This window comes from Pseudomonas sp. Z4-7 (genome assembly GCF_051131965.1).
Classification (GTDB): domain Bacteria; phylum Pseudomonadota; class Gammaproteobacteria; order Pseudomonadales; family Pseudomonadaceae; genus Aquipseudomonas.
In genome coordinates this window covers 4181703-4193750 of sequence record NZ_CP071642.1, presented here as the reverse complement: position 1 = coordinate 4193750, position 12048 = coordinate 4181703, and the positions used below count along the sequence as shown (strand labels likewise).

The window sequence follows — 12048 nt, the reverse complement described above, 5'->3', positions numbered from 1 at the left end:
AGATCACAGGTCTTTAACGGTACGAACCTGGTCCTTGTTCACGCGAGTCTGCTTGCCGTCCAGTTGCTCGAATTCGTAGAAGCCGCTGTCTTCGTCGTATTTTGGCGTGTCGACGGCCTGGATTTCGCGACCGTCATTCAGGGTAATCACTGTTGGCGATGCACACCCGGCGAGAGTGGCGAGGCCCAGCGCGAGCATGAAAGTGGCGAGGGTCCGTTGAGTCATGGTGTTTCTCCGAAATGGATTCTTCAAGTTACTGACCGTAAGACGTATACATCGCATGTTAGTTCCTGGCTAGTGTCAATCTGACACGCCTGTATGCCGGGCCAGCAGTTCCGGCGTATTGAGATTCGCCAGCCGGGCATCGTTGGCCGGGCATTGCAAGGCGACGGCATGCAGTGTGCGCATGATGCGGCCGGGACTGCGTTCGCCTTCGTCCCAGGCCCTTTCAAAGTCTGCTGCCAGGCCCCGTGGGATGATGCATAACAACGGCTCCCAATGCTCACCCTGACGCACCATCAACGGCTTGCCGGGATGGCGGCTTGCCGTTTCGCGCATGCTGTCGAGCAGGCTTGAGTCGATTTGCGGAACATCACAAGGCAGTACCAGCAGATACGCATGTCGCGCCACCTTGAGACCCGCCCGGATGCCTGCCAATGGCCCGGGAAAATCCCCTTCGGCGTCATGCACCAACTGATCGGCATACAATGCGTAGCGCTCCGGGTTGCGGTTGCAAGAGATGATCAGATCGTCGCTCAGGGCCCGGGTCCGCCGATGAAGGTGGGCAATTAACGGTTCGCCTTGCCATTCCAGCAGGCCTTTGTCCTGGCCTCCCATGCGTTGTCCGCGGCCACCCGCCAGGAGCAGGATTGAGCAGGCTGGCAAGGGATCGTTCGAGGTCATGATGTGTCTCCGCACAGGCGAAAAAATGGGGCGCTGTGATATAACACCGGGCTGTTTCCCCTACAACTGGACGAGCCTATGAAAGCCAAGGCTGATGTACCTTTCGTACCGCTCAATATCGCGGTGCTGACTGTCAGTGATACCCGAACTCTGGAAACCGACACGTCGGGACAGGTTTTTGTCGACCGCCTCACGGAGGCGGGGCATAACCTTGCGGCCCGGGTACTGCTTAAAGATGATCTTTACAAGATCCGCGCACAAGTCGCCACCTGGATCGCCGACGACGTGGTGCAAGTGGTGTTGATCACCGGTGGCACCGGTTTCACCGGTCGCGACAGCACGCCCGAGGCCGTTACGTGCCTGTTGGACAAGCAGGTCGATGGTTTTGGTGAATTGTTCCGGCAGATATCCGTGGCGGACATTGGCACTTCTACCGTTCAGTCCCGGGCGCTGGCCGGCCTGGCCAACGGTACGTTGGTCTGTTGCTTGCCGGGTTCGACCAATGCGGTGCGTACCGGATGGGACGGGATCCTGGCCGAACAACTGGACGCGCGCCATCGGCCGTGTAATTTCGTCGCCCATCTGAAACAGGCTGCCCCTTGTGAATCCCGTGGGTAAACCGGGCAAGGCCGGCGCCCTGATGGCCGTCGAGGTCGCGCTGGAGCGGTTGCTCGAGATGGCGGCAGCCACGCCCATCACTCAGCATGAGCGCGTGCCGCTGGCTGAGGCGCAGGGGCGAGTATTGGCCGAGGACCTGGTCTCGACACTTGACCTGCCGCCCTGGCCCAACAGTGCGATGGACGGCTACGCCTTGCGCCTGAATGACTGGAGCGGCGAGGCGTTGGTCGTCGGTCAGCGGGTTTTCGCCGGGCAGGCTCCAGACGCTCTCGCCGCGGGTACCTGCGCGCGTATCTTCACGGGTGCGCCGGTCCCGCCGGGTGCCGATTGCGTCGAAATGCAGGAAAACGCCATTGTCGATGATGATCAGCGGGTAAGATTCACCCAGCCCATGGTCAGCGGACAGAACATTCGACCTCAAGGACAGGAAACAACCATCGGGGAGCGAGTCCTCGACGCCGGCACCCGCCTGGGTCCGATCGAACTCGGGCTCGCGGCATCCTTGGGGTGTGCATCGCTGCCAGTGGTGCGCAAAGTACGCGTTGCGGTGCTGTCGACAGGTGACGAGCTGGTGGAGCCTGGCCAGGCCCTGGGTCCAGGTCAGATCTATAACAGCAATCGTGTCCTGCTCTGTAGCTGGCTGCAGCGCCTGGGTTGCGATGTTGTCGACGCAGGTATCCTGCCCGATGATTTGCCCGCTACGCGTCGCTGTCTGGCCGGGCTGTCGGATGTCGACCTGATTCTTTCCACCGGCGGCGTATCGGTGGGGGAGGCAGATTTTCTCGGCGTTGCATTGCGCGAAGAAGGCGAATTGACGCTCTGGAAGCTCGCTATCAAGCCTGGAAAGCCGCTGACGTTCGGCCACTTCCGAGGCCTGCCGGTAATAGGCCTGCCGGGAAATCCCGCTTCTACGCTGGTGACCTTTGCGCTGTTGGCTCGGCCTTACCTGCTGCGGCGCCAGGGCGTTCAGTCAGTGGCGCCCCTCAAGTTCAAGATACCTGCAGGCTTCACCTGGCCGAAGGCGGGCTCTCGCCGAGAGTATTTGCGAGGTCGCATTAAAAACGGTCAGGCGATCATCTACCGCAACCAGAGCTCAGGTGTCCTGCGCAGCGCCGCCTGGGCCGAGGGGCTGGTCGAAGTCCTCGAAGGGCGAACACTGGTCCAGGGTGATGAAGTGGGCTTCATTCCCTTGAGCGAAGTGCTGGATTAATCCTGGCAACGTTGTCCGCCCGAGTGAGTAACCGTGCCTTATGCCGGCCTTTATCGCGACAGCAACGTCACCACCTGATCGAAGCGGCTATTCGCCACCCAGCCCAGCAGGCCGACCACCACTGCGGCTGCACCGGCCAGATAGGCGAGCCGGTGTCGGACCGCTTTCACATCGGTACGGATTTCATCCATGTCCCTGCGAATGTATTTGAGGTGAGTTTCCAGTTCAACGACGCGCGGTTCCAAATCAATTCCTCCTACGGGATTAATGCAACTTTTGCCTTCGTTTTGCTTATCGGCCCGCTCGCTCCTGAGCGGGCCAAATTGCCGGGGGGACAATTTGAATTCATGGCCGGGCATGAGGCGTTCCTCCGCTGTGTCCATGAGCCTTCAAATGATTGGTCCTGCCCCTGCGGGCCTTGATGTATCCATCCATGGGTTATTCATCCTTGTCTATTGGGTGTTTTTTCGATTCAGCGCAACAGAATGCCAAGGTGTTCCAATACGGCTGGAGGGTCAATTGAGCTGATTCGCCAGATCTTGTAGGAGAAGTCCTTGAATGAAGGGTTGCCGAGAAGAGGCAGTCCGCCGCCTCCTTCGAGGTGCTGGGTCTTATTTTGTATAAATTGAGCAGCGCCGGGCTTTTTCGGCTGAATGAGCGGTCCCATTTCCTGAACCTTCCAATGACGGAGACAACGATGAGCAAAGGCAAGGCGCTACTGATCCTGCACGGCAAGCAAGCGCTCAACGAAGAGGTTCGCGCGGCAGTGATGCTCAAGCGCAAACAGGGCTGGGACCTGGCGGTACGGTTGACCTGGGAAGCAGGGGATGCCCGGCGATGCGTCGACGAAGCACTGGATGCCGGTTACACCCGATTGATCGCCGGTGGCGGTGACGGAACCCTGCGCGATATCGCCGAGGCGATGGTCCAGCGGCCTGGTGATGCCAGCCTGGTGTTGCTCCCCCTGGGCACTGCTAACGATTTTGCCCGGGCGGCCGGCGTCCCGTTGGAGCCGGACCAGGCCCTGGAGCTGCTGGATGTCACGCCCAGGGCGATTGATGTGGGCGAGGTCGGCGGCTGTATTTTCCTGAACATGGCGACGGGCGGCTTCGGTAGCCAGGTGACCGCCAATACCTCCGAGGACTTGAAGAAAGTCCTTGGGGGCGCCGCTTATCTGTTTACCGGCCTGTCGCGTTTCAGTGAGTTGAGCGCAGCCTATGGCGAACTGCAGGGCCCCGATTTTCACTGGCGCGGCGACTTGCTGGCGCTGGGCATCGGCAATGGTCGGCAGGCGGGTGGGGGGCATTTGCTCTGTCCGCAGGCGTTCGCCGACGACGGTTTGCTCGATATCAGCATCCTCCCGGCGCCTCAAGAGGTTGTCAGTACGCTCAAGGATCTGCTGGCCGGTGGCCTGGGCATAGACAACATGTTCGTACGAGCGCGTTTGCCCTGGGTGGAAATCAAGGTGGCGCAGGGCCTGGACATCAATCTGGATGGCGAGCCGTTGCAGGTCGACGATCTACGTTTCACCGTGCGCCCGAAAGCGCTACGGGTGCACCTGCCGTCGGATTCGCCATTGCTGGAGGGTGCGGCGCTGCTTAATCATCCAGGCTGATGATCTGTTCGCGGACCGCAAACAGTACCAGTCCGGCCACGTCATGGATCTGCAGGCGCTTCATGATCTGGGCCCGGTGCGTTTCCACGGTCTTGATGCTCAGGCTCAGGCCGTTGGCGATTTCCCGGGTGGACTTGCCACGAACGATCAGCCGCAGGATCTCCAGCTGGCGCGCCGTCAGGTTGTGGTTCTGGGCTGGATCGGGCTGATGTTTCTGAACGCGGGTCAGCGCCTGGTTGATCACGGTATGGGCGATGGCCGGGCTCAGGTAGCGTTCGTTGTTGCGCAACGCGTCCAGGGCGTGCGCCAGCTCGGTGGCAGTGGTGTCCTTGAGCAGGTAGCCATGGGCCCCTGACTCCAGTGCCTGCATGATCAGCGCGGGGTCAGTGTGCATGGACAGGATCAGCACCTTGCTCTGGGGGCGTACCTTCCTGAGTTGCTGCAAGGCTTCCAGGCCGCCGGTATCCTTCATGGAAATATCCAGCAGCACGATATCGGGGTTGAGGCGTTCTACCAGTTCCGGCAATTGCGCGCCGTCACTGGCTTCGCCGACGACGGCGTAGCCAGGGAGATCCAGGACCAGGGCGCGTACACCGGCCCGGATCAGCGAGTGGTCATCTACCAGAAGCAAATTACAAGTCAATGGAGAACCTTATTCTTGCTGGCCCGCTCAAGGGCACGCGGTGCCCAGGGAATGCGAGCTTCGATATGCGTGCCTTTGCCGGCCTCGCTGGTGACCTTGAGGGTGCCGCCCAACTGTTCGACTCGCTCCGACATGCCGGCCATGCCGCGCTGTCCTTCGCGGCCGGGGTGGCTGGCCGGGACGAATCCCTGGCCGTCATCGCTGATCAGCAACGTCAGCCCTTCAGGAAGGCGTTGCAGGCGCACCAGCAGATTGCTCGCCTGGGCGTGGCGCAACATGTTGGTGACGGCCTCCTGGGTGATCCGAAAGGCGGCGACGGTCATTTCGTCCGGGATGCCGGTCATGCGCTGCTGACAATCGAGGCTCCATTTCACCGGCGTATTGGCCAATGTCTTGAGTAGATGAGCGCGGAGACTGGCTTCGAGCCCAAGGCTGGTCAGCTGCCTGGGATTGAGGATCGCCGAGACATCACGCACTTTGTTCAGGGTTTCGTCCAGCGTGTCGCTCAGTACGCTGCATTGGCCCTGCAAGTCTTCCGGCAGGCGGCGCTTGAGCCATTCACTTTGCAGTTTTGCCGCGGTCAGCAGTTGGCCAATGTCATCGTGCAGTTCGCGGCTGAGCCGGTGACGCTCGTTTTCCTGGACCTCCAGCAGTCGGTCGGCCAGTTCCTGCGGCTGGAACTTGATGGACTTGCGCGATAGTCGATAGTGGATCCAGACACAGGCCAGCGCCGCGCCATTGAGTACCAGCAAGCCCAACGGCAGCGGATGGGCCAACAAGTAGGCCAGCAGGCAACCGAGGGTCGAGCAGATACACAGCAGCAATGTGAACCGGCGGGCGTTTTCTCGGGACGGTGGCCAGGTGATGATTGACTTGAAGCTGGCGTGCATAACGGATGGAGCCAATGAATGTTCGCTGCGGGCAGGCCAGTCAGCGCATCTGACGGGCCGGGTCGGGTAAATGTTTCAGGTCGGGGACGGCTTCGGTTGGCGGCTTCTTGCGCCGCTGTCCGAGGCGACTGACGCGAGACATAGTACCACTTCGGATTTCGTTGGTCGCGCCCGGCTTGGCGGCGGCAAAGCACGACGGGCCAGGCACATGATGTTGGTCGGCTGCTACCAGCTCACGCTTGTTTTTGTGCGTAAGGAACCAACGCCATCGGGCGCGGCGTCGGCACCGCCTCGCAGGGACTCTGGCCGACCTGGAAGGCAAATGCTTCGATCAGGGAAGTCTGTTCAGTGTTGTCCAGACTCAGTTTGCCGGTGGTGTGGTCGACGAGCTCCAACTGCCAGGCCATCAGGGTAAAGCAATCTTTCAGCGCGACCAGTGCCTGGTCGTGCAGCTCCATGTGGTGTTGCGCATGACTGAGCAAGCCATGGATATGCAGCGAAAACTCCGAAACGGCCTCCAATGCGAGAGCGTCGGCCTTGTTTGCCAGCTTCAGCAACGTGCTGAGCATGCAGTCGATGGCATCCTTATCGTTGTTGATCAGCTCCAGATGGCTCAGGCATTCCTCCGACTTGGCCAAGAGTGTCTCGGCTTCAGTCAGGAACTCGGGAAGGCGCTGGCTCCAATTGTTGCGATCGTTCGGCATGCTTATCTCCACAACATCATGTCAGGCGAAAGCAGATCGCGTATGGCGAACGGCTGTGTCTCATGGCCGGTACGAACGAAGGTGCCTTGCGGATCGCAAACTCGGCCTCGCAAACGATTGCACTGAAATCGGTTGGGAGACTGGAAATCCGTTGTTCTGCAGTCGCGCACAAACGCCTGACTCCGTTCAGCAATGAGAATGGCGTCACATTAATGGCTATTGGATATCGGGAATATCAGGTTAGATCTGATTGTGCCTAGGGGAATCCCTTAGGCAGGGGAACTTACAGCGTCAACGGAAGTCGCGCAGCGGAAAAAACGGATGTAAACGGAAGGCCAGTAAAGCATGATGTCTATGTGACATCAATGCCCGCGGCGGTATTTAATGTCGGGGTCAAGATCCGGCGCATACCGCCGATAGCGTCTTTACAGATTCATCCGAACAAGCCCAGGAGTCATCGATGGCCGGCATTCTCGACACAGTAGATCAACGAACCCAATTGGTGGGTGAGAATCGCCTGGAAATTCTCATGTTTCGCCTGGCGGGGCGCCAATTGTTCGCCATCAACGTATTCAAGGTCCAGGAAGTGCTGCAACTGCCGAAGCTGACCTTGATGCCCCAGCGCCACCCGTTCGTCTGCGGCGTGGTCAATCTGCGTGGCCAGACCCTTCCGGTGATCGATCTTTCCCAGGCCATCGGCATGCGTCCGCTCGTGCCGGGACCTAACAGCACCATCATCGTCACCGAGTACAACCGTTCGGTACAGGCGTTCCTGGTAGGGGGCGTGGACCGCATTGTCAACATGAACTGGGAAGCCATCCTGCCGCCTCCGACCAGTGCCGGGCGCGAGCATTACCTGACGGCTATCAGCAAGGTCGACGACCAGTTGGTGGAAATCATCGACGTGGAGAAAGTCCTCGCCGAAATCGTCCCCTACAACGCCAAGGTCTCACGGGACAAGCTCGAGGATCCGGTGCTGGAACGAGCCCGCGGTCGAGAAGTCCTGCTGGTGGACGATTCCAATGTCGCGCTCTCGCAGTTGCGTGACACCTTGGGCCAGTTGGGCGTGAAGATGCACATCGCCAGCGACGGCTTGAAGGCACTGAACATGCTCAAGGCCTGGGCCGACACCGGCGAAGTGATGACCGACAAGTTGCTGATGATTTTCACCGACGCGGAAATGCCCGAGATGGACGGCTACCGCCTGACCACGGAAATCCGCAACGATCCACGCCTGCGTGGGCTCTACGTGGTGCTGCATACCTCGCTGTCCGGCAGCTTCAACGATTCGATGGTCAAGAAGGTTGGCTGTGACAACTTCCTTTCCAAATTCCAGCCGGACAAGCTGGTCGACGTGGTGCGCCAGCGGTTGATGCTCGGCTGAGGCTGATCGAGGTTTGCTTCACCGGCTCGCTCGTATAAGGTTGCGCTCTTTCGTCATCAGGGAAAGTTGATCATGTTGCGGCTGAGCGCGCTGTATCGGTATCCGTTGAAGTCCGGCAAGGGGCAGCCGCTGCAGGGCATCGGCCTGGACAAGCTCGGGCTCGACGGTGATCGACGCTGGATGCTGGTGGATGAGGCCAGCGGGCGCTTCCTGACCCAGCGGGCCGTGGCAAAGCTGAGCCAGCTTTCGGCGTTGTGGAACGCGGCGGGCGGACTGACACTCAGCGCGCCGGGCTACGGCGCCATCGAGGTGCCGCTGCCGCCTTCTCTCGAAGAACAACGGCGTGGCGTGATCATCTGGCGCGATACTCTGCGTGTGCCGGATGCCGGTGACGCGGCGGCTGCCTGGGTCAGTGAGTTCATCGGCAATCGCACCCGGCTGGTCCATGTGCCGGTGGAGTTGGCTCGTACCACGGCAGCCGGCTACGGCAAGGATGACGACAAGGTGGCCTTCGCCGACGGTTTTCCCTTGTTATTGATCGGCCAGGCCTCGTTGGAGGATTTATCGGGCAGAGTTGGCCGCTCGCTGGAAATGCTGCGCTTTCGTCCCAACCTGGTGGTCGAGGGCAGCGAGGCGTTCGCCGAAGACGGCTGGAAGCGTCTTCGTATCGGCGAGGTGGAGTTTCGGGTGGTCAAGCCGTGTTCACGCTGCATCATGACCACGGTCGATCCGCAAACCGGCGAACGCGATCCGCAGCGCGAGCCTTTCGCCACTTTGCAACAGTACCGTTCTACCCCGGATGGTGCGATGTTCGGCCAGAATCTGGTCAACGATGGCAATGGCCGACTTGAGGTCGGCATGCCGGTCGAAGTGCTGGAATAGAAGATCCCTGAATAAAAAATGCCCGTGTCGCTGGACACGGGCATTTTTATTTATCACGCAGGCGCTTTTGTGGCGAGGGAGCAAGCTCCCTCGCCACGGCTCAGCCGCGATATTCGCAGAGGTAAGCCGTGTCGACGGCTACCTTGAGCTGGAACTTGCTGTTGGCCGGGACGTTGAACTGGCTACCGGCGGCGAAGGTTTCCCAATCGGTGCTGTCGGGCAGTTTCACGGTCAGGGCGCCGGAAACAACATGCATGATTTCCCGCTGCGCAGTGCCGAACTCATATTCGCCCGGTGCCATGACGCCGATGGTCGCTGGACCTTCGGCGGTGCCGAAGGCGATCGACTTGACGGTGCCGTCGAAGTACTCGTTGACTTTGAACATGGGCGATTCCTCGAGAAAGGGCTGAAAAAGGCCGGCCAGTATGCACAAGGCCACAACAGTCGTCATCTGTCGCGCTGGCAGGGCGCTCAGCCCGTCAGCACCAGCGGCAACAATCGCGCCGTATTGCGGGCGTCCTCCAATGCACGGTGCTGTTGGCCGCAGAACTGCAGGCCGGCCAGTTGCAACGCCGCATTGAGCCCCAGCGGTCGCTCCAGCCGACGGGCCTTGGCAAAGCGCTGCTTGAGATTCATGTGCGGTACCTGGCCGAGCGCGCTGTGCAAGTGCTGGCCTTGCCATTCCTGAAGCAACTGCTTGCGGTCGTAGTCTCCCCAACTGACCCAGCCTTCGAGGTTCGCTCGATAAGGCGCCAGCCAGTGTTCGAATGCCGGCCAGACCTCGGTCAGCGGTGCGGCGCCGTCGATATTGGCCTGGCTGATATGCGTCAGCGTGCGACAGAAAGAGGTCAGCAACGGGCGCCTCAGCGGCCGTACAAAGCGCTGAAAATGATCCACCTCGCGCCCATCCCGATTCACCAGAGTGGCGCCGATTTCGATGATTTCCATTTCGGTAACCGGCCAGCCACCTTCGTCGGTGGTGGCTTCCAGATCAATCACCAGCCAGTAAGGCATTGCAAGGTTCCCGGTATCGGCGTGCAGATGGGTTTGAGCGTAGTCAAACCCGAAGCATCCGCCTAGTCCCTGATGACGCGCGAGCGACCAGACCGGCCTGATGGAGGTTGTCCTGCATGGAAGATGGCTGTTCGCTGTCCGAGCGCTTGCTTGGTTGCCTTGGCCAGCTTAAATTGCCCCGCGCGACCGGATGAAAGAAGAACAATGATCGAGCCGCTGCTTTAAATTGACCGTGCGGCTGGCTAAGCGGTTGAAACCGCCTAGCGTGAAGAGTGATGGGGACTTTGGGGGAGTGGTTATCTTGACGTGTTCGCCGATGGGGATGACCTCACGTACCTTGCTGGCCGTCCTGGCCATGTTATTGACCGTGTCAGCTGAAGCTGCACAAGTGGTCCGGATCGGCGCGGCGCATTTCCCGCCTTATACCGTTCGTCCCGAAAACGGCGCCGACACCGGTCTGTTACCGCAATTGGTGGAAGCCTTGAACCGGTCACAGGCCGATTATGAATTCGTGCTGGTACCCACTTCGATTCCGCGCCGGTTCAACGATTTCAAGCAGGGCCGGGTCGACATGGCGATTTTCGAAAACCCCGACTGGGGTTGGCAGGATGTGCCCCATACTCCGGTAGACATGGGCCTGGAGGATGCGGAGATATTCGTCGCCCAACGCCAGCCGGATCGCCAGCAGAGCTATTTCGCCGATCTCAGGGGCAAGCGCCTGGCCCTGTTCAGCGGTTATCACTATGCGTTTGCCGAATTCAACGCCGATCCCAAGTTCCTCATTGGCCAATACAACGCCACGTTGACCTATTCCCACGACAGCAACCTGCAGATGGTGTTGCGCACACGCGCGGACATTGCCCTGGTGACCCGTTCCTACCTCAGCGATTACGTGTTGCGCAATCCGCAAGTGGCCTCGCAGTTGCTGGTATCCGAACGCATCGACCAGATTTACCATCATTACGCACTGATTCGGCCCCAGGCGCCCATTTCCCCACAAGCGTTCGCCCAGATATTGCAGAAGTTGCGGGACGACGGCCAGTTGCTGGAAATCTTCCAGCCCTACCGGATCGAGCTGGTGCCGACCCACGTCCATTGAAACCGGACCTTAAATTTATTTGCCTGGCTCACGTCACACGTTGACCACCGACGAAAACGTGAGCTCGCATGTCCAACCTCAATCAGCCGACCCTATTGCCCTTGCCCGGCGGGCGCAGCCTGGGTGCCGATGAAACCGAACGCCACCTGAGCCTGATGCTCGAAGGCGCGCCGCTGATCCGCCTGCGCCTGGAGCGCGGTCCCCAGTTGCACGTCCATTTGCAGGAAAGCAGCGACCGGCCGGTCGGCCCGGCACTCTGGGCGGCCTGCTATTGGCTGTTTGCCAGGGATCCCGAATGTCAGCGCCTGGTCTGGCACCTCAATGAGCGTCCCGGTGAGGCCCTGCTCAGCGGTTTGTTGATGGGTGGGAAACTCAGCGACGAATACATCTGCGAACGCACGCTGTTCTGGCAACTGCCGCAGCCCTGGCTGGGAGAGTCGTTCAGCGGCAGTTATCCGCAACAGATGATCGTCACCGATGGCAAGCGCCATCCACGTCGCCCGATCAAGCCGCGCGGCGAGGTGTATCGCCGTTTCGACGCGCGACTAGGGGCCTGGGTGTCTTTGCGCACGCTTGAAATCGAGCAAGACCTGACGCGATTCAACCGCTGGCAGAACAGCCCCAGGGTGGCGAGCTTCTGGCAGGAGGAGGGCAGCCTGGAACAGCACCGCGAGTACTTGACCAGGCTTGAGCATGACCCTCGGGTCTTGACCTTGATCGGTTGTTTCGATGAGCAGCCATTCGCCTACTTCGAAGCCTATTGGGCCAAGGAGGATCGAATCGCACCGTTTTATGACGCTCACGCCTATGACCGCGGCATTCACATGCTCGTGGGCGAAGAGCAGCATCGAGGTCCGCACAAGGTCGCAAGCTGGCTATCGGCGCTGGTGCATTACCTGTTTCTCGACGATCCGCGTACCCAGCGCGTGGTGGCCGAGCCTCGGGCCGACAATGCGCGGATGATCGGGCATCTGCATAACCAGTGTTTTCATTGTGAAAAGGAATTCGATTTCCCGCACAAGCGCGCGGCGCTGATGATCCTGGGGCGCGAGCGGTTTTTTGACCGGTGTTCGTTGGTGTAGGGCT

16 protein-coding genes are annotated in these 12048 nt (G+C 60.1%); 7 read left to right on the top strand and 9 right to left on the bottom strand.

Going from position 1 to position 12048, the window contains the following annotated elements; translation table 11 throughout:
• Window positions 1-3: 3 nt before the first annotated feature.
• Together J3P91_RS18770 and mobA are read right to left on the bottom strand one after the other, a co-directional pair.
• Window positions 4-225 (bottom strand): YgdI/YgdR family lipoprotein, encoded by a 222-nt coding sequence (locus J3P91_RS18770; RefSeq protein WP_025212647.1) that lies wholly within the window; start codon window positions 223-225, stop codon window positions 4-6.
• Window positions 226-300: 75 nt separating this feature from the next.
• Window positions 301-903, bottom strand: coding sequence for a molybdenum cofactor guanylyltransferase MobA (mobA, locus tag J3P91_RS18765; protein ID WP_434572848.1), 603 nt, complete (start codon window positions 901-903; stop codon window positions 301-303).
• A gap of 78 nt (window positions 904-981) precedes the next feature.
• On the opposite strand from mobA, the gene moaB reads away from it, so the two are divergent.
• Together moaB and J3P91_RS18755 are read left to right on the top strand one after the other, a co-directional pair.
• Window positions 982-1521: a molybdenum cofactor biosynthesis protein B gene (gene moaB / locus J3P91_RS18760; protein WP_434572850.1), complete on the top strand. Its 540-nt coding sequence runs from the start codon at window positions 982-984 to the stop codon at window positions 1519-1521.
• A 22-nt stretch (window positions 1522-1543) separates the two neighbouring features.
• Window positions 1544-2731, top strand: coding sequence for a molybdopterin molybdotransferase MoeA (locus J3P91_RS18755; RefSeq protein WP_434605171.1), 1188 nt, complete (start codon window positions 1544-1546; stop codon window positions 2729-2731).
• Between the two features lie 50 nt (window positions 2732-2781).
• Here the strand turns inward: J3P91_RS18755 and J3P91_RS18750 are convergent, their stop codons facing one another.
• Entirely contained in the window at window positions 2782-3090 is a 309-nt protein-coding gene (locus J3P91_RS18750) for a hypothetical protein (protein ID WP_305499812.1), read from the bottom strand.
• A 113-nt stretch (window positions 3091-3203) separates the two neighbouring features.
• The gene (locus tag J3P91_RS18745) at window positions 3204-3398 is read right to left on the bottom strand and encodes a hypothetical protein (protein WP_434601389.1); all 195 of its coding nucleotides are present in this window, start codon (window positions 3396-3398) and stop codon (window positions 3204-3206) included.
• A 30-nt stretch (window positions 3399-3428) separates the two neighbouring features.
• Between J3P91_RS18745 and yegS the strand changes: the two genes are divergently transcribed.
• Window positions 3429-4346 carry a lipid kinase YegS gene (yegS, locus tag J3P91_RS18740; protein ID WP_305499814.1) on the top strand — a complete coding sequence of 306 codons (918 nt, stop codon included), beginning with the start codon at window positions 3429-3431 and terminating at the stop codon, window positions 4344-4346.
• Here yegS and J3P91_RS18735 read toward each other — a convergent pair.
• The 3 genes from J3P91_RS18735 to J3P91_RS18725 all read right to left on the bottom strand — a co-directional run bounded on the left by J3P91_RS18735 (window position 4330) and on the right by J3P91_RS18725 (window position 6583).
• Complete coding sequence (locus J3P91_RS18735) at window positions 4330-4989, bottom strand: response regulator (RefSeq protein ID WP_305499816.1); 660 nt, start codon at window positions 4987-4989, stop codon at window positions 4330-4332. The two genes, yegS and J3P91_RS18735, sit on opposite strands and share 17 nt — an antisense overlap.
• Window positions 4986-5879: a sensor histidine kinase gene (locus tag J3P91_RS18730; RefSeq protein ID WP_434574144.1), complete on the bottom strand. Its 894-nt coding sequence runs from the start codon at window positions 5877-5879 to the stop codon at window positions 4986-4988. The genes J3P91_RS18735 and J3P91_RS18730 overlap by 4 nt, the downstream gene beginning before the upstream one ends.
• A gap of 233 nt (window positions 5880-6112) precedes the next feature.
• Window positions 6113-6583 carry a hypothetical protein gene (locus tag J3P91_RS18725; RefSeq protein ID WP_434601388.1) on the bottom strand — a complete coding sequence of 157 codons (471 nt, stop codon included), beginning with the start codon at window positions 6581-6583 and terminating at the stop codon, window positions 6113-6115.
• 460 nt (window positions 6584-7043) lie between these two features.
• On the opposite strand from J3P91_RS18725, the gene J3P91_RS18720 reads away from it, so the two are divergent.
• Window positions 7044-7967, top strand: a complete 924-nt coding sequence (locus J3P91_RS18720; RefSeq protein WP_214999118.1) for a chemotaxis protein CheV — start codon at window positions 7044-7046, stop codon at window positions 7965-7967.
• 72 nt (window positions 7968-8039) lie between these two features.
• The gene (locus J3P91_RS18715; protein ID WP_434601387.1) at window positions 8040-8849 is read left to right on the top strand and encodes an MOSC domain-containing protein; all 810 of its coding nucleotides are present in this window, start codon (window positions 8040-8042) and stop codon (window positions 8847-8849) included.
• Between the two features lie 100 nt (window positions 8850-8949).
• On the opposite strand, the gene J3P91_RS18710 is transcribed toward J3P91_RS18715, so the two are convergent.
• On the bottom strand, window positions 8950-9234 hold the full coding sequence (locus tag J3P91_RS18710; RefSeq protein ID WP_003183665.1) for a pyrimidine/purine nucleoside phosphorylase: 285 nt from the start codon (window positions 9232-9234) through the stop codon (window positions 8950-8952).
• 86 nt (window positions 9235-9320) lie between these two features.
• Window positions 9321-9863, bottom strand: a complete 543-nt coding sequence (locus tag J3P91_RS18705) for an exonuclease domain-containing protein (RefSeq protein WP_305499825.1) — start codon at window positions 9861-9863, stop codon at window positions 9321-9323.
• A gap of 322 nt (window positions 9864-10185) precedes the next feature.
• Here J3P91_RS18705 and J3P91_RS18700 point away from each other — a divergent pair, with 322 nt between their 5' ends.
• Both J3P91_RS18700 and J3P91_RS18695 read left to right on the top strand, forming a co-directional pair.
• Window positions 10186-10962 carry a substrate-binding periplasmic protein gene (locus J3P91_RS18700; protein WP_434601386.1) on the top strand — a complete coding sequence of 259 codons (777 nt, stop codon included), beginning with the start codon at window positions 10186-10188 and terminating at the stop codon, window positions 10960-10962.
• Between the two features lie 68 nt (window positions 10963-11030).
• Entirely contained in the window at window positions 11031-12044 is a 1014-nt protein-coding gene (locus tag J3P91_RS18695; protein ID WP_434601385.1) for a GNAT family N-acetyltransferase, read from the top strand.
• Window positions 12045-12048 lie beyond the last annotated feature (4 nt).

Coding starts and splice junctions, on each gene's coding strand:
- J3P91_RS18715 (WP_434601387.1), top strand. CDS start 8,040: ATGTTGCGGCTGAGCGCGCTGTATCGGTATCCGTTGAAGTCCGGCAAG.
- J3P91_RS18700 (WP_434601386.1), top strand. CDS start 10,186: ATGACCTCACGTACCTTGCTGGCCGTCCTGGCCATGTTATTGACCGTG.
- J3P91_RS18710 (WP_003183665.1), bottom strand. CDS start 9,234: ATGTTCAAAGTCAACGAGTACTTCGACGGCACCGTCAAGTCGATCGCC.
- mobA (WP_434572848.1), bottom strand. CDS start 903: ATGACCTCGAACGATCCCTTGCCAGCCTGCTCAATCCTGCTCCTGGCG.
- J3P91_RS18750 (WP_305499812.1), bottom strand. CDS start 3,090: ATGCCCGGCCATGAATTCAAATTGTCCCCCCGGCAATTTGGCCCGCTC.
- J3P91_RS18730 (WP_434574144.1), bottom strand. CDS start 5,879: ATGCACGCCAGCTTCAAGTCAATCATCACCTGGCCACCGTCCCGAGAA.
- J3P91_RS18755 (WP_434605171.1), top strand. CDS start 1,544: ATGGCCGTCGAGGTCGCGCTGGAGCGGTTGCTCGAGATGGCGGCAGCC.
- J3P91_RS18695 (WP_434601385.1), top strand. CDS start 11,031: ATGTCCAACCTCAATCAGCCGACCCTATTGCCCTTGCCCGGCGGGCGC.
- J3P91_RS18725 (WP_434601388.1), bottom strand. CDS start 6,583: ATGCCGAACGATCGCAACAATTGGAGCCAGCGCCTTCCCGAGTTCCTG.
- J3P91_RS18745 (WP_434601389.1), bottom strand. CDS start 3,398: ATGGGACCGCTCATTCAGCCGAAAAAGCCCGGCGCTGCTCAATTTATA.
- J3P91_RS18705 (WP_305499825.1), bottom strand. CDS start 9,863: ATGCCTTACTGGCTGGTGATTGATCTGGAAGCCACCACCGACGAAGGT.
- moaB (WP_434572850.1), top strand. CDS start 982: ATGAAAGCCAAGGCTGATGTACCTTTCGTACCGCTCAATATCGCGGTG.
- J3P91_RS18720 (WP_214999118.1), top strand. CDS start 7,044: ATGGCCGGCATTCTCGACACAGTAGATCAACGAACCCAATTGGTGGGT.
- J3P91_RS18770 (WP_025212647.1), bottom strand. CDS start 225: ATGACTCAACGGACCCTCGCCACTTTCATGCTCGCGCTGGGCCTCGCC.
- yegS (WP_305499814.1), top strand. CDS start 3,429: ATGAGCAAAGGCAAGGCGCTACTGATCCTGCACGGCAAGCAAGCGCTC.